Annotated in this window: 22 protein-coding genes; 19 read left to right on the top strand and 3 right to left on the bottom strand. The window is 31.6% G+C overall.

Annotated elements, in window-relative coordinates:
* Positions 1 to 106: 106 nt before the first annotated feature.
* The gene (locus bsdtw1_RS19975) at positions 107 to 1,273 is read right to left on the bottom strand and encodes a zinc-binding metallopeptidase family protein (protein WP_183279260.1); all 1,167 of its coding nucleotides are present in this window, start codon (positions 1,271 to 1,273) and stop codon (positions 107 to 109) included.
* Between the two features lie 159 nt (positions 1,274 to 1,432).
* Between bsdtw1_RS19975 and bsdtw1_RS19970 the strand changes: the two genes are divergently transcribed.
* The 8 genes from bsdtw1_RS19970 (at position 1,433) to fdxA (ending at position 6,546) form a co-directional block, all read left to right on the top strand.
* On the top strand, positions 1,433 to 1,648 hold the full coding sequence (locus tag bsdtw1_RS19970) for a sigma factor G inhibitor Gin (protein ID WP_244638195.1): 216 nt from the start codon (positions 1,433 to 1,435) through the stop codon (positions 1,646 to 1,648).
* 14 nt (positions 1,649 to 1,662) lie between these two features.
* Positions 1,663 to 3,108, top strand: a complete 1,446-nt coding sequence (locus tag bsdtw1_RS19965) for an aminotransferase class I/II-fold pyridoxal phosphate-dependent enzyme (RefSeq protein ID WP_183279259.1) — start codon at positions 1,663 to 1,665, stop codon at positions 3,106 to 3,108.
* A gap of 38 nt (positions 3,109 to 3,146) precedes the next feature.
* Entirely contained in the window at positions 3,147 to 3,791 is a 645-nt protein-coding gene (gene tmk / locus bsdtw1_RS19960) for a dTMP kinase (protein ID WP_183279258.1), read from the top strand.
* Between the two features lie 90 nt (positions 3,792 to 3,881).
* The gene (darA, locus tag bsdtw1_RS19955) at positions 3,882 to 4,211 is read left to right on the top strand and encodes a cyclic di-AMP receptor DarA (RefSeq protein WP_183279257.1); all 330 of its coding nucleotides are present in this window, start codon (positions 3,882 to 3,884) and stop codon (positions 4,209 to 4,211) included.
* A 14-nt stretch (positions 4,212 to 4,225) separates the two neighbouring features.
* The gene (locus bsdtw1_RS19950) at positions 4,226 to 5,155 is read left to right on the top strand and encodes a DNA polymerase III subunit delta' (protein WP_183279256.1); all 930 of its coding nucleotides are present in this window, start codon (positions 4,226 to 4,228) and stop codon (positions 5,153 to 5,155) included.
* 1 nt (position 5,156) lies between these two features.
* Positions 5,157 to 6,062: a PSP1 domain-containing protein gene (locus tag bsdtw1_RS19945; RefSeq protein ID WP_183279255.1), complete on the top strand. Its 906-nt coding sequence runs from the start codon at positions 5,157 to 5,159 to the stop codon at positions 6,060 to 6,062.
* A gap of 11 nt (positions 6,063 to 6,073) precedes the next feature.
* Positions 6,074 to 6,277, top strand: a complete 204-nt coding sequence (locus bsdtw1_RS19940) for a heavy-metal-associated domain-containing protein (protein WP_183279254.1) — start codon at positions 6,074 to 6,076, stop codon at positions 6,275 to 6,277.
* A 98-nt stretch (positions 6,278 to 6,375) separates the two neighbouring features.
* Positions 6,376 to 6,546: a 4Fe-4S ferredoxin gene (gene fdxA / locus bsdtw1_RS19935; RefSeq protein ID WP_160678819.1), complete on the top strand. Its 171-nt coding sequence runs from the start codon at positions 6,376 to 6,378 to the stop codon at positions 6,544 to 6,546.
* Positions 6,547 to 6,596: 50 nt separating this feature from the next.
* Here the strand turns inward: fdxA and bsdtw1_RS19930 are convergent, their stop codons facing one another.
* Complete coding sequence (locus tag bsdtw1_RS19930) at positions 6,597 to 7,235, bottom strand: MBL fold metallo-hydrolase (protein ID WP_183279253.1); 639 nt, start codon at positions 7,233 to 7,235, stop codon at positions 6,597 to 6,599.
* A 195-nt stretch (positions 7,236 to 7,430) separates the two neighbouring features.
* Between bsdtw1_RS19930 and bsdtw1_RS19925 the strand changes: the two genes are divergently transcribed.
* The 10 genes from bsdtw1_RS19925 to lepB all read left to right on the top strand — a co-directional run bounded on the left by bsdtw1_RS19925 (position 7,431) and on the right by lepB (position 18,287).
* Positions 7,431 to 7,886, top strand: a complete 456-nt coding sequence (locus bsdtw1_RS19925; protein ID WP_183279252.1) for a CtsR family transcriptional regulator — start codon at positions 7,431 to 7,433, stop codon at positions 7,884 to 7,886.
* Between the two features lie 20 nt (positions 7,887 to 7,906).
* Positions 7,907 to 8,425, top strand: coding sequence for a UvrB/UvrC motif-containing protein (locus tag bsdtw1_RS19920; protein WP_183279251.1), 519 nt, complete (start codon positions 7,907 to 7,909; stop codon positions 8,423 to 8,425).
* Positions 8,426 to 8,436: 11 nt separating this feature from the next.
* Positions 8,437 to 9,474 (top strand): protein arginine kinase, encoded by a 1,038-nt coding sequence (locus bsdtw1_RS19915; RefSeq protein WP_183279250.1) that lies wholly within the window; start codon positions 8,437 to 8,439, stop codon positions 9,472 to 9,474.
* 11 nt (positions 9,475 to 9,485) lie between these two features.
* The gene (locus bsdtw1_RS19910) at positions 9,486 to 11,942 is read left to right on the top strand and encodes an ATP-dependent Clp protease ATP-binding subunit (RefSeq protein ID WP_183279249.1); all 2,457 of its coding nucleotides are present in this window, start codon (positions 9,486 to 9,488) and stop codon (positions 11,940 to 11,942) included.
* 403 nt (positions 11,943 to 12,345) lie between these two features.
* Positions 12,346 to 13,287 carry a thioredoxin-disulfide reductase gene (gene trxB, locus bsdtw1_RS19905; RefSeq protein WP_183279248.1) on the top strand — a complete coding sequence of 314 codons (942 nt, stop codon included), beginning with the start codon at positions 12,346 to 12,348 and terminating at the stop codon, positions 13,285 to 13,287.
* Position 13,288: 1 nt separating this feature from the next.
* Positions 13,289 to 13,519, top strand: a complete 231-nt coding sequence (locus bsdtw1_RS19900) for a glutaredoxin family protein (protein WP_183279247.1) — start codon at positions 13,289 to 13,291, stop codon at positions 13,517 to 13,519.
* Complete coding sequence (locus bsdtw1_RS19895) at positions 13,519 to 14,979, top strand: NADP-dependent glyceraldehyde-3-phosphate dehydrogenase (protein ID WP_183279246.1); 1,461 nt, start codon at positions 13,519 to 13,521, stop codon at positions 14,977 to 14,979. Before bsdtw1_RS19900 ends, bsdtw1_RS19895 begins: the two co-directional genes overlap by 1 nt.
* Before the next feature lie 192 nt (positions 14,980 to 15,171).
* Positions 15,172 to 15,981, top strand: coding sequence for a TrmB family transcriptional regulator (locus bsdtw1_RS19890; RefSeq protein ID WP_183279245.1), 810 nt, complete (start codon positions 15,172 to 15,174; stop codon positions 15,979 to 15,981).
* 7 nt (positions 15,982 to 15,988) lie between these two features.
* Entirely contained in the window at positions 15,989 to 17,383 is a 1,395-nt protein-coding gene (locus bsdtw1_RS19885) for an MATE family efflux transporter (RefSeq protein WP_183279858.1), read from the top strand.
* Between the two features lie 313 nt (positions 17,384 to 17,696).
* A complete protein-coding gene (gene lepB / locus bsdtw1_RS19880; RefSeq protein WP_183279244.1) occupies positions 17,697 to 18,287 on the top strand; it encodes a signal peptidase I in 591 nt (196 codons plus the stop codon).
* A 124-nt stretch (positions 18,288 to 18,411) separates the two neighbouring features.
* Here lepB and bsdtw1_RS19875 read toward each other — a convergent pair whose 3' ends face one another.
* Positions 18,412 to 18,840 (bottom strand): CBS domain-containing protein, encoded by a 429-nt coding sequence (locus bsdtw1_RS19875; RefSeq protein WP_183279243.1) that lies wholly within the window; start codon positions 18,838 to 18,840, stop codon positions 18,412 to 18,414.
* A 269-nt stretch (positions 18,841 to 19,109) separates the two neighbouring features.
* Between bsdtw1_RS19875 and bsdtw1_RS19870 the strand changes: the two genes are divergently transcribed.
* Positions 19,110 to 19,928, top strand: a complete 819-nt coding sequence (locus bsdtw1_RS19870) for a rhomboid family intramembrane serine protease (RefSeq protein ID WP_183279242.1) — start codon at positions 19,110 to 19,112, stop codon at positions 19,926 to 19,928.
* Positions 19,929 to 19,942 lie beyond the last annotated feature (14 nt).

The following is a 19,942-nucleotide window of genomic DNA, read 5'->3' as shown; positions in this document are numbered from 1 at the left end:
TTAGTGGCCCTATTCAACCTTATTATAATTTCATAAAATAATTAGATGGCTAACCGCTTAGTTTCAACACGGTGCTTTGTTAATAAGTTTAAAATTAATATAAGAATCACTTTAAATCCTTTTTAAATGAATAAAATTCCCCTTTAATTTCTCCAAGAAGTTCTTCGCTTTCGATTATATCATATCCTGTTGATGCCAAAGCTAAAGCAGTTTTAACTGCAACTTCTAGGGCATGATCAGTTAAAGTAGAATCCCTAAATTCTTTAGTTCCATATTTTATACTATCATCTTCAATTATAGAAATATATGATTGTATACAAGGTGCCTTTTGGCTTACCACCCCTAGACTCAAACCAGATCTAATATTGCGCGGAGGCTTAATATCAATTATACCCTGTTCCTTTAAATTATGACTTAGTAATCTATTTAGTGTCAGGTTGGTAAGAAGTTCCTCACTTGGTGGTTCATAAAGTGAAGTGGAGTTCTGAACTCTCATAAGCTTTGATATATAATAACATACCTCCTTAATTTTCTGATCTACTACCATGGCAAGATCCATATCTTTGGCTCTTATATAAAATTTTATTTCTGTTTCATTAGGCATAAGAGATGGTGTAGTTCCGCCTTTAGATAATACCGAGTCGATTTTAACATCATCAGGGAAACCTTTCATCAGCACATTTACTGTATTAAGAGTAAGTAGTGCTGCGTCTAGACAAGAATAAGTATATTCATTTAAGAATCTCAATCCATTTACGCAGCTAAAGTTTATTTGCAATGGGATTATTGCTGCTGAAGTTCCACTTTCACAAGTAACTATATCTGGATGTGCTTCTAGTACAACGTCAATATCATCAAAAAAACCTTGATGAACCATAGTTGATTTAGTGCCACCAAGGTATTCGCCTGGGCATCCTAAGAGTATTACTGTTCCAGAATTTTTTTCAATTATGTGTCCTAAGGCTATAGCTGCACCTACAGATATCGTTGAGAGAAGATTGTGACCAGTAATATGACCAGCTTCTTTAATTGCATCATACTCACAAACATAACATATCTTAGGGTAGCCTGATCCCTTTGTTGCGCAAAAAGAAGTACTTAAACCTAAAAAACTATTTGTTACATTGAATCCTCTCTCAGATAGGAAGTTACTAATATATCTACAACATTCGTTTTCAGAATAGCTTTCTTCAGGATTATTGTATAAGAATTTACATAGGTCACTTAAATTTTCCTTCTCAGAAGATAAATAAGATTCCATATCTTTTTTCATTAATTTTACCTCCGAAATAAACAGTTTAATATAGTTTATCCTTATTGAAAGAAAATATTTATTGTGGACAAATTAAGATTACAATCAGTACTGAATAAAATATATTAGATGAGTTAAGAATTAAGACAATATATAAATATATGGAGGCAATAGTTAGATATGAATAATATAAATAAAAATAAATGTATAGTATGTGGAAAAACTCATGAAAATGGTATAATAATAAGCGGTAAAAAGATTTGCCGTAATTGCGAGATGAATTTAATTGGTTGCAAATCAAATACAGATTTTTATAAGTATTATTTAAGCTGTATTAAGAAAAACGTAACCCCTCACATTTTGAAAAATAATTATGAAACAAGTGAGTATTTATAATATAGGAGGTTCTTATGAAGAGAGTTCCTTTAGTTGAAGCTTTAAAGGAATATGTTAAGCTACGTAATGCACCGTTTTCTATGCCCGGACATAAGAGCGGAAGAGGATTTAAATGTGATGCTTTAGATATAGATTTAACTGAATTTATATTATCTGCTGATATAACAGAAGTAGATGGATTAGACAACCTCCATAAACCAGAAGGAGTATTAAAAGAAGCCTTAGATATGCTTAGTAATCTTTATGGCAGCGAAAAATCATACTTTTTAGTTAATGGGAGTACTTCAGGAAATTTAATAATGAGCTATACATGTTTTGATGAAGGAGACAAGGTATTAGTTGAAAGAAATTGTCATAGGTCTATAATGAATAGTCTTATTATGAGAAAATTAAAACCTGTATACATGGAAAATACAATAAATCCAACACTAAAGGCTCCGGAGTCTATAAATAAAGACTATTTTATTAAACTGCTTTCTGATAACAAGGATATAAAAGGGATTTTTCTTACTTATCCTAATTACTATGGAATTGGATGTGACATTGAGTTCATAATCGATCAGTGCAAGAAGAGAGATATAAGAGTGCTGGTTGACTGTGCACATGGAGCCCATTTTGGAATTCATGAAAGGCTACCTAAAAATCCAGTTGAACTTGGTGCTGATATGGTAGTAATGAGTGCTCATAAAACTTTGCCAAGCTTTACTCAAACTTCTTATTTGCACATAAATAATAAAATGCTAATAGAAAAAGCTGACTTCTATTTTGGAGTATTTCAGAGTACGAGTCCATCATATATGTTTATGGCTTCTTTAGATTATAGCAGAGCTTTTCTTGAATATGAAGGTAAAAGAGCTTATGATAATCTATTTGATATAATGGACAAGATAAAAAGCAAGATAAACAATCTTTCATATATCAAGGTTTTCGATAATAGTTATATACACGAATCGGGTGTTATATTTGACGATAGCAGGCTAGTCTTATTTTTAAGTAAAGGATTAAGTGGGCATAAGCTTTTAGATGTATTAAGAGATAATAGAATTCAAGCTGAGATGAGTGGAGATAATAATGTGGTATTATTAACTTCCCCCTTTAATACTGAAGAGGATTTTGTTAGCCTTTTAAAGACGCTTGAAATATTAGATATTGAGGTAATAAGAGATAGAGATAAGTGTATATATGAAACTAAATTGCCAATACAAGAATTGATACCAGCAGATGCGTTTGGGCTTGAAAAAGAAATAATACCATTAGAATCTTCGCTAGGAAGGACAGTTGGAGAAAATATAATCCCATATCCTCCTGGAGTACCTATGTTGATAATGGGTGAAAAGATAGAATATGAACATATTGAAGTTATAAAAAAATCACTTAGTGATGGAATAACTATGTTAGGAATAAATAGTGGCAATATTAAGGTTATAAAAGATAATCAATTATGTAAAATGGATAAGTAAACAAATTTAACTGAATATAACAAGAAAGAGTGAGACGTATGAAAAAAGGGTTATTTATAGTATTTGAAGGACCAGAAGGTGCTGGAAAAACTACTGTGATAAAGGAACTTGAAAGTTTATTTACAGATTCTAATATAGAATACATATTTACAAGAGAACCAGGTGGGATATCAATATCAGAACAGATAAGAGATATAATTCTTAATAAAGATAACGTAGAGATGGATGGAAGAACTGAAGCATTACTTTATGCAGCTTCAAGAAGACAACATTTAGTTGAAAAAGTAATTCCTGCTCTAGAAAAGGGTAAAATAGTTTTATGTGATAGATTTATATTCTCATCTTTGGCATATCAAGGCTATGCTAGAGGTCTTGGAATGGATAATGTTATGGAAATAAATAATTTTGCGATCGAAGGTCATATGCCAGATTTGACTATATTGTTTGATATAGATCCTAGAGAGGGTTTAAAAAGGATACATATAAATAGCGAAAGAGAAGTTAATAGACTAGATTTAGAAGGTATAGAGTTCCATGAAAAGGTAGTAGAGGCATATCATATATTAGCTAAAAGGTATGAGAATAGTACAGTGATTGTAGATGCTTCTAAATCTTTAGCTGAAGTAATAGAAAAGGTAGCTAAAGAGATTATTACTTTTATCGAAAGAAAAGGATATATTTAACTAATTGTATTCAAAGTTAATTAGTTGTGATAAAATAAAGAATAATAAAGGCTTACAATATATTCAATAAAATTTGCGGGAGGTGTTATTATGAAGTTAGTTATTGCAATAGTTCAGGATGATGATGCATTAGACTTAATTGATGGAATAACAGATGAAGGGTTTAGAGTAACGAAGCTTGCAACAACAGGTGGTTTCTTAAAATCAGGCAATACTACATTAATGATAGGTGTTGAAAAGGAAAGAGTTGATGTAGTTATTAACCTGATAGAAGATATCTGCAAGACAAGAAAACAGGTAGTATCTTCCCCATCTCCTATGGCTGGAACAACAGGAGTCTATATACCATACCCCGTAGAAGTTGAGGTTGGAGGAGCAACAGTATTTGTAGTTGACGTTGATAAGTTTGTCAAAATATAAAAGGAGGAGAGTGCATGAATTTTATAGGACATAGTGAAATACTAAGCAGGTTTGATAATAGTGTAGAAAGAAATGCACTCTCTCATGCTCATCTAATAATTGGTGAAGACGGAATCGGAAAAAGTATCTTAGCTAAAAGATTTGCAGCTAAAATAATGGATAAGGATGATTTTAAAGAATATATTGATATAGTTAATTATAAAACTACTAAAAATTCCTTTGGAGTAGATGAAGTAAGAGAAATTATTACAGAAACAAATAAAAGGCCTTATGAAGGAGATAAAAAAGTAATTATTATATATGAGGGGAATAAGCTAACTATTCAGGCACAGAATGCTTTACTAAAAACAATTGAAGAACCCCCTGTTGGTGTATATATAATAATTCTGTGCGAAAGTGCTGAATTAATTTTAGATACAATAAAGTCTAGATGCCAAGTACATAAGTTGTTTCCATTAAAGGAATCAGAGATAAAGCTTTTTATAGAAGAAAAGTATTCTAATATAGATGAAGATAAGAAAAGTACCTTAATTTCTTTTAGTGAAGGAATACCTGGAAAAGTCGAAAAATTTATTGAAGATAGTAGTTTTGAAGACTTAAGAAATATAGTATTGGATTTATTAAAGGACATAAATAGTCATAATGAAGACATAATACTAAAGTATGAGACTATTATAGCTAAGCATGATAATAAAGAAGAGGATATATTTTCGATTATAATATCCTTTGTAAGGGATATAATTATATATAAAGAGCTACAAGATAGTACGTATATTATAAATAGAGATAAGCTAGATAAGATAAAAGACTTATCAAACATGATGGCTTATAAAAAGTTAAGGGGAATAATCAGAGTTATAGATGAAACTAGGATAAATTTAAGGAGTAATACTAATGCTCAAATGACCTTTAATGTTATGATGATAAGCCTACTGGAGGTTTAATATGATCAAAGTCGTAGGAGTTCGTTTTAAAAAAGCAGGAAAGATTTATTATTTTAATCCTAATGAGATTGAAATAAAGAAGGACGATAACGTTATAGTTGAAACAGCAAGAGGAATAGAATTTGGAGAATGCGTTATTGGACCTAAAGAAATAGATGAAAGTGAAATCGTTGCACCTCTAAAGAGTGTTCTAAGAGTGGCTGATGCTGATGATATAGCTAGACATGAAGACAATAAAAGTAGAGAAAAACATGCTTTTGAAGTATGTTTTGATAAAATAACAGAACATAAATTAAATATGAAACTTATAGATGTAGAATATACATTTGATAATAATAAAGTTATATTTTATTTCACTGCAGATGGAAGAGTGGATTTTAGAGAACTTGTAAAAGATCTTGCAACAATATTTAAAACAAGAATAGAACTTAGACAGATTGGAGTAAGAGATGAAGCTAAGATGATAGGGGGGCTAGGACCTTGCGGTAGATCCTTATGTTGCTCTACATTTTTAGGTGATTTTGCTTCAGTTTCAATAAAAATGGCTAAAGAACAAAATCTTTCACTTAATCCTACCAAAATATCAGGAATATGCGGAAGACTTATGTGCTGTCTTAATTATGAGCAAAATACATATGAAGATATACGTAAGAGATTGCCTAAGATTGGCTCAGTTGTTGAAACTGAACTTGGAAGAGGGGAAGTTATTTCTAACTCAGTAGTTAAAGAGAAGGTTAAAGTTAAACTCTTCAGAGGAGAAGAAGATTTTGTAGAAGAATTCAAGATTGAAAATGTAAAGCTTATATCAGGTGGATATGAGGGTACCGTAGATGATAATGATATAAAGCTAGAATTAGATGACGATATAGATAAAAAGATGATAAAGGACTTGTTTAGCGGTAATTAAGGAGGTAAACTATGAAATCTTCAATAAGAATTCCTAGCATGAAAACATCAGATGACATTATTAAGATTAAAAAGGCTATTTCAAGTAATGAAGGAGTAATTGCTTGTGAGATAAGCAAGGAAAAGGGAGAAGTTAATGTTGTTTATGACAATTATTTTGTTGAACTGGATGATATAATAACTTCCATTGAAGATTTGGGATATATTGTTTTGTAAAATTGTAGAACTAATAACAAAAGTCTTTTAAAATTTAAAAAAACATGTTAAAATAAATGTGGTGTTTGTACACCACATTTTTTTAGGAGGTGTTTGTTATGGCATATAAAATTACAGATGCTTGCGTAAGCTGTGGAGCATGCGCTGCTGAATGCCCAGTTAATGCTATAAGTCAAGGAGATACACAATTCGACATAGATGCAAATTCATGCATCGATTGTGGAAACTGTGCTAATGTTTGCCCAGTAGGAGCACCAGTTCAAGACTAGTTTTAAATTGGACAGGCCACCGTAAGGTGGTCTTTTTTTATACGAAAATGTTACTTAATCAAACTAAAAAGTATAACGTTATTAGATGAACTTTCATTTTTATCAGGTATAAACTCATAAGAATCGATTTTTTTCACGTTTTTAATAGAAGTCAGGAATTTTTCTGGACCTTCAAGCTCGAAAGTAAGTTGGGGAGTTTTGTAGTGCATAGGAATAATATATGTCGGGTTAATAGAGGTTGCAACCTTAGCAGCTTCCGAGCCATCAATAGTAAAGTTTCCCCCTATAGGCACCATAAGGACGTCTACCTTTCCTATCTGTGATATTGTTTCAGGACCAAGTGTGTGACCTAGATCCCCAAGATGACATATTCTAAAACCATCCATATCGATAATATAAATAATATTAGGGCCTCTTTTTAATCCATTTTCTTTATCATGATAACTTGGTATGCCTTTTAATGTGCAAAAGTCAGTTTCATGATATCCTGTTGTATCTATTAATTTAGTTTCGGAATTAGCTGCAGATATATAGCAATGATCAAAATGTTTATGACTCATAACTATTAAGTCCGCTTTATCTTCATAGGTTGAATAGCCTATATCGCTAGGAAACGGGTCTAATAATAACCTTTTCCCAATAGAATTTTTTAATAAGAATGAAGCATGTCCTAGCCAAATTATTTCCATATATTCACATCCTTAAATTTATCTTTTATACTTCTATTATAACCATAACATGTGGTTATACTCAATTAGAACAAAATAACTCCAAGTTTCTTTGATTATCTTTGTTAATTAATAAAATTTATTACTTGATTCAATATTAAGAAAATATTATTATATATTTAAGGTCAGAGAAAGTCAAAGTAAGGTGGTGATATGGTGGCGAGATTGTCGGACATAATAGAAGAATTCATAAAGAACTTACTTGAGCAGAGCTGCGATCAAGAACTTCAAATACAAAGAAATGAGCTAGCTGACAAGTTCTCTTGTGCACCATCACAAATAAATTATGTATTAACAACTAGATTTACTTGTGATAAGGGTTATTTAATTGAAAGCAAAAGAGGCGGTGGAGGCTGCATACTTATAAAGAAAATTACTTATGATACAAAGGATAAGATTTATGAAATAATAAGTTCTAGTATAGGAGATAGTTTAACCTATCAAAACGGAGTAGCAATAATAGAAAGCTTATATGATTTAGATATAATAAATAAACGTGAATTAGCTTTAATTAAAATTACAATTAATGATAGAACTCTTCAAAATGCAGAAAATAGAAATAGAGTTAGAGCAGATATATTAAGATCATTGGTTATGGTTCTATTATCTTAAAATAAAGGGAGGTAAGAGATATGTTATGTGATAAATGTGGTTCAAGAGAAGCTAGTGTTCATATCGTGAAGGTTGTAAATGGAGATAAGAAAGAAGTAAATCTATGTGATAAGTGTGCTAATGAATCCATGGAAATACCTTTAAATCCTTTTGAGGATTTAGGTGAGTTCTCTTTCCAAAACCTTTTGAGTGGACTTGTGGATTATGTAAATAAAACGTCCAGAGATGCTCAGAAAACCGAAGTAACTTGTGAGAATTGTGGAATGGCCTATAATGAATTCCAAAAGACAGGGCTTTTAGGGTGTAGTGAATGTTATAAAAACTTTCAGAATACAATTAATCCTGTAATAAAAAGAGTTCAAGGCGACGTGGAACATGTGGGCAAAGTTCCTACAAAAGCAGGTAAGTGTTTAGTAGAAAAGAAAAAGTTATTGAAATTGAAGGAAGAACTTCAGCACGCAATTTTGGGTGAAGAGTATGAAAGAGCTGCAGTCCTTAGAGATGAGATAAAGTCACTTCAAGAAACCATTGGAGAATAGGAGGATACTTTATGAATAACTGGATTAGTGGACCTGATAATGCTAATGATGAAATAGTTATTAGTTCAAGAGTAAGACTGGCAAGAAATCTAAAAAAAATACCTTTTACTAATAAGCTTGATGAAAATGCAGGAAGAGAGAATGTTGATAGAATAGAGAGCGCATTCTATTTAAATGAAAACACAAGAGATAAGTTTACAACAGTTAGGCTTTGGGAGATGGGTGGAAATGTATCAACTAGTTATTTTGAAAAGCATCTTATTAGTCCTAATTTACTAAAATCTTATAAGAAAACGGCCTTTTTAGTTGATAAAGATGAAACAATGAGCATAATGATAAATGAAGAAGATCATATAAGACTTCAGTGTATAACAAAAGGATTTGACATTAAAGAAGCCTATAATGAAGCCACTAAACTTGATGATATGCTTGAAAACTTTCTTGATTATGCTTTTGATGAGAGGTTTGGATATTTGACAGCATGTCCTACCAATATAGGTACTGGAATGAGAGCTTCAGTAATGATCCATCTTCCAGCACTTACTATGAATAAAGAGATAGATGGGTTAATAAAAGGCTTAGCTCAAGTAGGAATGACAATAAGAGGTCTTTATGGAGAAGGATCTAATGCTGATAGTAATATATATCAAATTTCTAACCAAGTAACTCTAGGTATTACTGAAGAAGAAATATTGACTAATCTTCAAGCAGTTGTTTCTCAAATAACAGCTCAAGAAATAAAATCAAGAGAATATCTAAGAGCTAATTATGAATATGAAATTTTGGATAAAATATATAGGTCAATTGGAATACTAAAGAATGCAATTATTTTAAGTTCAAAAGAATGCCTAGAACTTTTGTCTTATGTAAGATTAGGCGTAGAAATGTCAATAATAGATGATATAGATAAAAAACTTTTGAACAGCTTACTAGTACTGATTCAGCCAGCTTCTCTTCAACTTAAGGTTGGTAGGAAGTTAACGGAAAAAGAAAGAGATATGGAACGAGGGAAATTAGTTAGAGAGACATTTAGAAAAATTAATAATTAGGAGGTGACACCATGTTATTTGGAAGATTTACTGAGAGAGCTCAAAAGGTGTTAATGAATGCTAGAGAGCAGTCTAAAAAGTATAAACATGGTTATATAGGTACTGAGCATATACTTATAGGTATATTAGCAGATGAAGGTAAAAGTAAAGAATTATTAAACTCTTACGGTGTTACTGTAGAAGCTGTAGGTAAATTGATTCAGCAATACGTTGGTGAAGGAGAAGTAGAATACTTTTCTGGTGAGATTCCATTAACGCCAAGAACAAAAAGACTTTTGGATAATAGTCTAGTAGAAGCTAGAAACCTAGGACATAACTATATAAGTCCAGAGCATATATTGTTGGCACTATTAGCTGATAATGAAGGTGTAGCATACACTATACTTAATAACCTTAATGTAAATTTTGAAAAGCTTAGGTCAGATATAATAAACAGCTTTAATGGAAAACCAGCATCACAAGGTGGTCAGCCAGATAGTCCTCAGAGAAGAAGAACTGATAAAACACCAAGTTTAGATCAGTTTGGCAGAGACTTAACTGAAATGGCTATTGAAGGCAAGTTGGACCCTGTAGTAGGAAGAGATGAAGAAACTCAAAGAGTTTTAGAAATTCTTTGTAGAAGAATAAAAAATAACCCTTGTTTAATAGGAGACCCTGGAGTAGGTAAGACTGCAATAGCAGAAGGATTAGCTCAAAAGATAGTTGAAGGAAATATACCTGAGATACTTAAAGATAAAAGAGTAGTTGCATTAGATATAACATCAATGATAGCTGGTGCAAAATATAGAGGTGAATTTGAAGATAGATTAAAAAAGGTAATGGAAGAAATCAGAACCGCAGGTAATGTACTTTTATTCATAGATGAAATTCATACAATTGTTGGAGCTGGTGGAGCTGAGGGGGCAATAGATGCATCTAATATACTAAAACCAGCATTAGCAAGAGGAGAAATTCAATGTATAGGTGCTACAACTATAGATGAATACAGAAAATATATTGAAAAAGATTCTGCACTTGAAAGAAGATTCCAACCAGTAAATGTTGGAGAACCTTCTAAGGATGAAACACTACAGATATTAAAAGGACTTAGAGATAAATATGAGGCTCATCATGGTGTTAAGATAACAGATGAAGCGCTAGAGGCTGCAGTTAATCTTTCAGATAGATATATAACAGATAGATATATGCCAGATAAGGCCATCGATTTAATTGATGAAGCAGCAGCTAAGGTGAGAATAGAAAACTTAACTACTCCTCCAGACTTAAAAGAAATGGAGGAGCAAATAGAAAAAGCTACAAAAGAAAAAGAAGATGCCATAGCTGTACAAAACTTTGAAAAAGCAGCTGAACTTAGAGATAGAGAGAAGAGATTAAGAGAGAAGCTAGACCATATGAAAACCAACTGGACTACTCAAAGTAGTACCAAAACTCATATAGTTGGTGAACAGCAAATAGCATCAGTTGTTTCAAAATGGACTAAAGTTCCTGTAGAAAAGCTTACAGAAACAGAATCAGAAAAACTCTTAAAGCTTGAGGAAATACTTCATAAGAGAGTTGTAGGACAAAATGAAGCAGTTAAATCTGTAGCTAGAGCAGTAAGAAGAGCTAGAGTAGGTCTAAAGGATCCTAATAGACCTATTGGATCTTTCATCTTCTTAGGACCTACTGGGGTTGGAAAAACAGAGCTTTCAAAAGCATTAGCTGAGGCTATGTTTGGTGATGAAGATAATATTGTTAGAGTAGATATGTCTGAATATATGGAGAAACACGCAGTATCAAGACTTATCGGATCTCCTCCAGGGTATGTAGGATATGAGGAAGGTGGTCAGCTTACAGAAGCAGTAAGAAGAAGACCTTATTCAGTAGTATTGCTTGATGAAATAGAAAAGGCTCATCCAGATGTATTTAATGTATTACTTCAAATACTTGAAGATGGAAGACTTACAGATGGAAAAGGAAAGACTGTTAACTTTAAAAACACAATAATTATAATGACATCTAATGTAGGTGCTCATACAATAAAGAAGCAAAAATCTATAGGTTTTGGCTTAGATGAAAATAAGAGTGAAACAGAATATGAAAAGATGAAGGAAAATGTTATGGATGATCTTAGAAAGACATTCAGACCAGAATTCCTAAATAGAATAGATGATACAATTGTGTTCCATGGATTACAAGAGGAAGACTTGTTACAAATAGTGAACCTAATGGTAAATTCAGTTACAGAAAGACTAGATGAACAAGATATACACTTAGATTTTGATGAAGAAAGTAGAAAGATTCTTGTTGAAAAAGGTAAAGATGTAACCTATGGAGCAAGACCTCTAAGAAGAGTGATTACCAAGAGTGTTGAAGATAAGTTAAGTGAAGAGATGCTTAAAGGTAATATAAAGAGAGGCCAAAGAGTAAAGGTTACTGTAGAAGAAGGAGAATTAAAGTTTACTCCAGAGCTAGTACCACAGGAATAAATTTATTAGAAAAACCGTAGTTTATAAGTATATGAACTTTAAGTATTAAAGTTTATGTATGGAAGAACTACGGTTCTTTTATTATGTTTTATCTATACATACCTAATTTACTATTTTTGATAACCGTAAATCTCTAGTATTTTCACTAATATATAAATTTATGGTTAAGTTAAGAAGCACACACGTACATTTATGAAAAAAGATGTAAATAGGAACTCAATAAAAACTTGAATAATAAATATAATTAATAAAAAACTATGAAGTAGAAGAGGTATATATAGTTAATAATAATTATCTTTTAAAAATAGGTTGCAAAATGAGTTTATAGTGCTATAATAATATTAAAGATACCCCTTGGGGGTAATAAAGCGGTCAAAAGTATTATTAGGAAAGAGGGAAAAGCATGGCGAAAAGTGAAAAGCTAATTGATTTAATGATAATAGGTGGAGGACCAGCGGGGTTAACTGCAGCTATTTATGCAGCAAGAGCTAAGCTAGATATGGTGCTTTTAGAAGATGCTATAGTAGGTGGGCAGGTAAGAAATAGTTATTCTATAGAAAACTATCCAGGGTTTAAAACAGTTGAAGGTAGCAAATTAGCAGACTTAATGCAAGAACAAGCGCTTGAATTAGGTGCTAAAATAGATGAATTTGATTTAGTAGAAAGAGTAGATTTTTCAGAAAATGAAAAAATAGTTGAAACTACTAGTTATATATATAAGCCTAAAGCAGTAATAATAGCAACAGGGGCGACTCCTAAAAAACTTCCTATACCTAATGAAGAAAGCTTCTCTGGTAAGGGAATACATTACTGTGCAGTTTGTGATGGTGCGATGTATGAAGGGAAAGTTATTGGAGTAGTTGGTGGAGGAAACTCAGCTCTTGAAGAAGCTTTATTTCTTACTAAGTTTGCATCAAAAGTAATTATGATAAGAAGATATGATTATTTTAAAGGTGAAGCAGCAACTCTTGAGGAAGTTTTACACCATCCAAAGATAGAAGTTATGTACAACTGGGATTTAGTTGATGTATCTGGTGAAAAGTTCATGGAGAAAGCTAAGATAAAGAACACAAATACAGGAGAAGAAAAGGAGATTCAGATGGAAGCTGTTTTTGGATATATAGGAACAGAACCTAAGACTGAACACTTCAAGGATTACGTAAACTTGACTCCTCAAGGTTATATTTTAGCGGATGAAAATACAAGAACAAACATAAAAGGTGTTTATGCTGCTGGTGACGTGAGAGAAAAGCAATTTAGACAAATTACAACTGCAGTAGCAGATGGAACTATAGCTGCACTTGATGCAGAAAAATATATTTTAGAAGCAAAGAGAGGTAAGTAAGATGGTAAAAATATATTCAACATCATGGTGTCCATGGTGCGTTAAAGCAAAGGATTATTTTAAGATAAAAGGAGTAGAATACTCAGAGATAAATGTAGCTGATGAACATGAGTTTAGAGAAGAAGTATTTGCCGTATCTGGTCAAAGATCGGTGCCAGTTATTGATATAAACGGAAAAATAATAGTAGGTTTTGATAGAGAGAAAATAGATAGAGCATTGGAGGAAAAATAATGTTTAGTGATATACGTAATGAAAATATCTATAAAAATCTTGTAAATGGGCAATGGATTGAGTCAAATACAAAAAAATTAATAGATATAAAATCACCAATTGATCAATCATTGGTAGGAAGCATTCAGGCTATGAGTAAAGAAGAAGTAGATGATGCTATACAAAATGCTAGCGGAGCTCAATTATCTTGGAGGAATGTGCCACTAAATGAAAGGGCAGATATTCTTTATAAAACTGCAGATATTTTAGATAAAAAAGCAGAAGAAATAGCTAATATAATGGTAAGAGAAGTTGCAAAAGATAAGAAGAGTGCAGTTTCGGAAGTTACAAGAACAGCTGATTATATTAGATTTACTGCAGATGCAGCCAAAAGTATGGAAGGTGAGTCAATACCTTCAGATCCATTCCCTGGGTTCAATAGAAGCAAAATTTCAGTAGTAACTAGGGAACCACTAGGTGTAATACTTGCGATATCTCCTTTTAATTATCCTGTAAATCTTTCTGCTTCAAAGATAGCTCCTGCTGTAGTAGCAGGTAATTCAGTAGTGTTAAAGCCAGCTACTCAAGGAAGTATATCAGCTTTATATCTGGCAAAAGCTTTCCAAGAAGCCGGTCTTCCAGCAGGTGTATTAAATACAGTAACAGGAAGAGGTAGTGAAATAGGTGATTATGCAGTTACTCATGACCATGTTGATTTTATAAACTTCACAGGAAGTACAGAGGTTGGTAAGCATATATCACAAATAACTGCAATGAAGCCACTTCTTATGGAGCTAGGAGGAAAGGATGCAGCTATAGTTTTAGAAGATGCAGACTTAGATCTTACTGTTAAAAATATAATAGCAGGTGCATATTCATATTCAGGTCAAAGATGTACAGCAGTTAAGAGAATATTAGTAATGGAATCAGTTGCAGATGAATTAATAGCTAAACTTAAAACAAAGATTGAAGCTTTAAAGGTAGGCAATCCTTTAGAACAAGATCAAGTTGACGTAGTGCCTTTAATAGATACTAAGGCAGCAGATTTTGTTGAAGAACTTATGAGAGAAGCTGAGGAAAAAGGTGCAAAACTTATCATTGGTGGAAATAGAGAAGGAAACTTAATCTATCCAACATTATATGATAGAGTTACAGTGGATATGAGATTAGCATGGGAAGAACCATTTGGACCAGTACTTCCTATAATAAGAATTAGTGATAGAGATGCTGCAATAAAAATAGCTAATGCTTCAGAATATGGTTTACAATCATCTGTATTTACAAAGGATATTAATGCTGCATTCTATATAGCATCAAAACTTGAAGTTGGTACTGTTCAAGTTAATAATAAGACTGAAAGAGGACCAGACCACTTCCCATTCTTAGGAGTTAAATCTTCAGGTATAGGTACTCAAGGTATAAGATACTCAATAGAAGCAATGAGTAGACCAAAAGCTATAGTTATAAATTTAGCTGATTAGTTATTAATGCAATTCGTAAAAACCTCTTTAGGATGATTAGTAAAATCATCCTAAAGAGGTTTTTTTATTTGTATAACAAAAAATTTTAAAATCAATTATTAATGGTTTTTAAAATAGGTTCTTGTTTGACTTATAAAATGATTGTGTTGTACAATAAGTACAACATAGTGAAAATAGTCATTAGGAGGATAAATGGAAGACTTAATTAATAAATTACAGGACTTTAATTTTACAAAAACAGAAGCTGAAGTTTATATATGTTTGCTTAAGAATGGAGAGCTAAATGGTTCTCAAATATCAAAAATACTTAATATATCAAGGAGTTCAATATATAGTTCATTAGAGAACTTATATAACAGAGGAAACGTGTTAATGCTTTCTGGTGAACCTACTGTCTATAAAGCTCAATCACCAGATACTTTGATAAATAATATAAAAAATAACTACCAGAATTCTATAGATATATTAGAAAAGTCTCTAAGTAATATCGATAAATTTAAGTTGGATGATCAATATTGGAACATGAAAGGGTATTCAAATTTTATAGATACTACTAAGAGGTTATTATTAGAGGCTGAAAAGGAAGTATATATATCCACTACTTTTGAATTAAAGTTATTTGAAGAAGAAATAAAGCAATTGATTAATAAGAAGATTAGAGTAATAGTTTTCTCCTTTGAGAGTCTAGACACAAGTGGATTAGATATAGAATATTATCATCATGAAAGCAAGAGTATGTTTTATGGCGGAAGAAGATGGATGATGATTGTCGATAATAGAAAGTCACTTATAGCTAATGAGTCACGAAGTGGAGATATATTAGGAACCATAACTGAGAATTCATTAATGGTATCAATAATTGCAGAGCATATCCATCATGATATATATCTTTTAAAATTAAAGAATAAATATAATCAAAATATGGTTACAAAAGATATATTAATTAATAGTGGTTTCGAACTTGGGTCATCGGTTTGTGGAAAAAATAAAGATAAATATTAAATCGGAGATGAGTATTTTGACAAATAAAAAGAAAGAGAAAAGACAACTAACTGTATTTAACTTAACATGGCCAATCTTTATAGAAACCTTACTGTTTATGCTCCTAGGTAGTGTAGACACATTGATGTTAAGTAGATATTCTGACAATTCAGTAGCGGCTGTTGGGGTATCTAATCAGCTGATAGCGATGATGAATATAATGTTTGGAATATTATCTACAGGTACCTCAGTACTTATTGCTCAAAATTTAGGTGCTGGTAATAAAAAGATGGCTTCAAAAGTGGCTACAGTATCATTGATTATTAATCTATTATTTGGACTTTTACTTAGTGGAATAATGTACTTTGCTGCTCACGGTATATTGGGAGCTATGGGAATAAGACCAGAGCTTATGAAATTTGCAGTACAATATCTACAGATAGTAGGTGGATTTCTATTTATGCAAGCTGTGATGATGACTTGTACAGCTATAGTTAGAAGTCATGGACTTACTAAAATATCAATGTATGTTACCATAGGGATGAATGTATTACATGTTGTACTGGACTATGTATTTATATTTGGTGCCTTTGGAGTGCCTGTATTAGGAGTATCTGGAGTTGCAATATCTACAAACATCAGTAAGTTACTTGGACTTATTGTAATGATTTTTGTTGTATTCAGAAATGTTGAGAGAGGTTTTAGATTAAAAAACTTAAAACCATTTCCTACAAAGATCGTAAAAGATCTTTTGAAGATAGGGGTTCCTACTGCAGGAGAGCAACTTTCATATAATGTATCTCAGCTTGTTATAACATACTTTATCAACTTCTTAGGAAATGAAGCTTTAACTACAAAAGCTTATGTACAAAATATAGTAATGTTTGCATATCTATTCTCAATAGCTATAGGGCAAGGTACTGAAATACTTATAGGTCATTTAGTTGGTGCGGAGGAAAATGATAAAGCTTATAAGACATGTATCCACAGCTTGAAGCTTGCTTTAAAGATATCCTTTGGAATAGGAATTATATTTGCTATACTTAGAAATCAAGCCCTAGGTATATTTACTTCTAATCCAAACATATTAGCAGTGGGTGGAGTGATTCTTATAATAGATGCATTTTTGGAGCCAGGACGTTCCTTTAATTTAGTAGTAATAAATTCTTTAAGAGCCTCTGGCGATGTTAAGTTCCCTGTGTACATGGGGATATTTTCAATGTGGGGAGTTAGCGTAACTTTATCATATTTGCTTGGCATAAAATTAGGTTTAGGACTTGCTGGTATGTGGATAGCTTTCGCTTGTGATGAATGGTTCAGAGGAGTTTTAATGCTTTGGAGATGGAGAACAAGAAAGTGGGAGAAGATGGCCTTTGTAAAGAAAGGCATGGTTAAACAAGCAGAATTAAGCGGTGCAAATTAGAAAGACTATTTAAGCTTTTACTTTATAGAGAAATCTAGGTTTGTAATTCCAACCTAGATTTTTTTGCATTGTGATTAAGCACGAAATTTAAGAACTGTTAAAAAGTATAAGTGAAGTATTTTAGCACATTATAAACTTAATATAATAAAAATATCTTTATTAGTTATGGTTATAGTGTGAATCTATAGTGGTTAGTAATAAGTTTACAAAATATACTCAATAAGTTAATAAATTTAAGAAGGATTTTTGAATCATACAAATAATATTTAATATGTAGTTAATTTATATTATTAATATGCCTTTAGGAGGAAATATGGTAGAAAAAAAGAAGATATTTAAAGAATTTATGAGTTGGGTTTACACAATTGCTGGAGCATTAATTTTAGTGACAATACTTGATACAAAGGTTTTTGCTATGGTTCAAGTACAACAGAGGTCCATGGAAAATACTTTACATGATGGTCAGGAATTACTTGTAGATAAAGTAAGCTATGATTTCACCGAACCTCAAAGAGGAGATGTAGTAATATTTCTAGAAAATAAGATGAGAGATAATTCTTTTTCAGACTTTAAAATATTTTTAGATGATGTTACTCAAAGAAAACAAGAAAATACTAGACTAGTAAAAAGAGTTATAGGTGTTCCAGGTGATGAGATAGATTTAAAAGATGGTTATGTGTATGTAAATGGAGAAAAGCTTAATGAAACTTATACTCAAGGTACAACTGTTAAGCAAGGAATTAATTTTCCGTTAAAAGTATCTGACGGTAAACTGTTTGTTTTAGGAGATAACAGGGAAGTAAGTATAGACAGCAGGTCTTTTGGCCTTATCGATAAAAAGCAAGTTGAAGGAAAAGCAAGGCTAAGAGTATGGCCTTTAGATAAGATTAGTTCTGTAAAATAGAAAATAGCCACTGAGATTAGATAGTCTCAGTGGTTATTTTATTTATTACTTATACTTTAAAAGTTCCAAGTAAATTACTATTGCAAGTTTAATGCAATCACTTCAATTAATTAAGATATTTTAACTAATAATTTTGAGTACCAGGCTGAGATATATCGCTTAGTGAGTGACCAGCTTTTTGATCAGCTTGAGGTTCTGTAGCTAAATCACCAAGTGATACTATTCCTACTAATCTTTGATTTTCAACTATAGGAATTCTTCTTATTTGTTGCTGACTCATTATTTTTGATAAGTCTTCTAAGCTCATGTCTGGTGAAGCTGTTACAGGATTAGTTGTCATAACATTTTTAACGGTTTCGCTTGAGGTATTAGTTCCAGAGGAAACGGCTCTTAAAGTTATGTCTCTATCGGTTACTATACCTATAACCTTGTCGCCGTCACATACTGGAACTGATCCTATATCATATTCTTTCATAAGTGTTGCAGCTCTTTCAATGGTATCGTTTGAAGACAAACTGACCATTGACTTGCTCATTATATCGCTTGCTTTCATAAAAACACCTACCTTCAATTAAATTTCAACATTAGTGTTTCCTTAAAAAATAAAATATTACTAGAAAAATCTATATGGGAGTATTTAACATGGGTTATCCATGATTAATACATAATAATATTAATTGATATCAAAAGGTTTTTATATCTAGTTAATTAGCAACTATTTGGATATAATTAGAATATAAAGTTTAAGATTGATTTTATATTTAAGCTATGGTTAGCACGGTGCTTTAATAGCGCCTACATTTAATATAAGGAGTGAATACAGTGCAGTGGTTAAATAAATTAGAAAGAAAGTTTGGTAGGTTTGCAATAAGAAATTTGATGATGTATATAGTGGGGGCAAATTTACTTGTATATTTAGTTGATTACTTATTCCAAGGTAATGGATTATTTCAAACAAGTTTATCATATAAACTTGCGTTTATACCAAGTCTTATTTTAAAAGGTGAAGTATGGAGGCTTATAACTTTTATTTTTATACCACCGAGCTCCTCTCCACTTTTTATTATATTTGTTTTATATTTTTATTATATTATAGGTTCATCTTTAGAAAATGAGTGGGGAAGCTTTAAGTTTAATGTTTATTACTTCGTTGGTGTTATTGGAACTATAATAGCTGGCTTTATATCTGGGGGAGTATTAGGAACATACCTAACACTTTCATTATTTTTAGCATTTGCATATGTATATCCGGATTATCAAATACTGCTATTCTTTATAATACCAGTTAAGATAAAGTACTTAGCTTGGCTTGATGCAGCATTCTTAGCCTTATCATTTATTGGTGGAGGCCTAGATGATAAGTTAGCTATAGTTGCTGCTTTGATTAACTTCGTATTATTTTTCGGTAAGGATATATTAAGTAGAGGAAAGCATGGTAGTCATGCTTATAATAACAAGAAAAAATTTAAAAATAAAACTAAGAATATTAAGCTAGTATGGAGACATAAGTGTGAGATTTGCGGAATAACAGAAAATGATGACCCTACAATGGAGTTTAGGTATTGCTCAATTTGTGAAGGAAATCATGAATACTGCATAAATCATTTAAGAAATCATGAACATGTAAAAAATCAAATTTAAACAAAAATAAATGG

Origin of the sequence: Clostridium fungisolvens (assembly GCF_014193895.1) — a bacterium.
Classification (GTDB): domain Bacteria; phylum Bacillota; class Clostridia; order Clostridiales; family Clostridiaceae; genus Clostridium_AR; species Clostridium_AR fungisolvens.
Note: the sequence above shows the minus strand (reverse complement) of the source record. Positions and strands in the feature narration are given on the sequence as shown.

Excerpts from the sequence above, each read along its gene's own strand:
- bsdtw1_RS19975 (WP_183279260.1), bottom strand. The coding sequence starts at position 1,273 with ATGAAAAAAGATATGGAATCTTATTTATCTTCTGAGAAGGAAAATTTA.
- bsdtw1_RS19970 (WP_244638195.1), top strand. The coding sequence starts at position 1,433 with ATGAATAATATAAATAAAAATAAATGTATAGTATGTGGAAAAACTCAT.
- bsdtw1_RS19965 (WP_183279259.1), top strand. The coding sequence starts at position 1,663 with ATGAAGAGAGTTCCTTTAGTTGAAGCTTTAAAGGAATATGTTAAGCTA.
- tmk (WP_183279258.1), top strand. The coding sequence starts at position 3,147 with ATGAAAAAAGGGTTATTTATAGTATTTGAAGGACCAGAAGGTGCTGGA.
- darA (WP_183279257.1), top strand. The coding sequence starts at position 3,882 with ATGAAGTTAGTTATTGCAATAGTTCAGGATGATGATGCATTAGACTTA.
- bsdtw1_RS19950 (WP_183279256.1), top strand. The coding sequence starts at position 4,226 with ATGAATTTTATAGGACATAGTGAAATACTAAGCAGGTTTGATAATAGT.
- bsdtw1_RS19945 (WP_183279255.1), top strand. The coding sequence starts at position 5,157 with ATGATCAAAGTCGTAGGAGTTCGTTTTAAAAAAGCAGGAAAGATTTAT.
- bsdtw1_RS19940 (WP_183279254.1), top strand. The coding sequence starts at position 6,074 with ATGAAATCTTCAATAAGAATTCCTAGCATGAAAACATCAGATGACATT.
- fdxA (WP_160678819.1), top strand. The coding sequence starts at position 6,376 with ATGGCATATAAAATTACAGATGCTTGCGTAAGCTGTGGAGCATGCGCT.
- bsdtw1_RS19930 (WP_183279253.1), bottom strand. The coding sequence starts at position 7,235 with ATGGAAATAATTTGGCTAGGACATGCTTCATTCTTATTAAAAAATTCT.
- bsdtw1_RS19920 (WP_183279251.1), top strand. The coding sequence starts at position 7,907 with ATGTTATGTGATAAATGTGGTTCAAGAGAAGCTAGTGTTCATATCGTG.
- bsdtw1_RS19915 (WP_183279250.1), top strand. The coding sequence starts at position 8,437 with ATGAATAACTGGATTAGTGGACCTGATAATGCTAATGATGAAATAGTT.
- bsdtw1_RS19910 (WP_183279249.1), top strand. The coding sequence starts at position 9,486 with ATGTTATTTGGAAGATTTACTGAGAGAGCTCAAAAGGTGTTAATGAAT.
- trxB (WP_183279248.1), top strand. The coding sequence starts at position 12,346 with ATGGCGAAAAGTGAAAAGCTAATTGATTTAATGATAATAGGTGGAGGA.
- bsdtw1_RS19900 (WP_183279247.1), top strand. The coding sequence starts at position 13,289 with ATGGTAAAAATATATTCAACATCATGGTGTCCATGGTGCGTTAAAGCA.
- bsdtw1_RS19895 (WP_183279246.1), top strand. The coding sequence starts at position 13,519 with ATGTTTAGTGATATACGTAATGAAAATATCTATAAAAATCTTGTAAAT.
- bsdtw1_RS19890 (WP_183279245.1), top strand. The coding sequence starts at position 15,172 with ATGGAAGACTTAATTAATAAATTACAGGACTTTAATTTTACAAAAACA.
- bsdtw1_RS19885 (WP_183279858.1), top strand. The coding sequence starts at position 15,989 with ATGAGTATTTTGACAAATAAAAAGAAAGAGAAAAGACAACTAACTGTA.
- lepB (WP_183279244.1), top strand. The coding sequence starts at position 17,697 with ATGGTAGAAAAAAAGAAGATATTTAAAGAATTTATGAGTTGGGTTTAC.
- bsdtw1_RS19875 (WP_183279243.1), bottom strand. The coding sequence starts at position 18,840 with ATGAAAGCAAGCGATATAATGAGCAAGTCAATGGTCAGTTTGTCTTCA.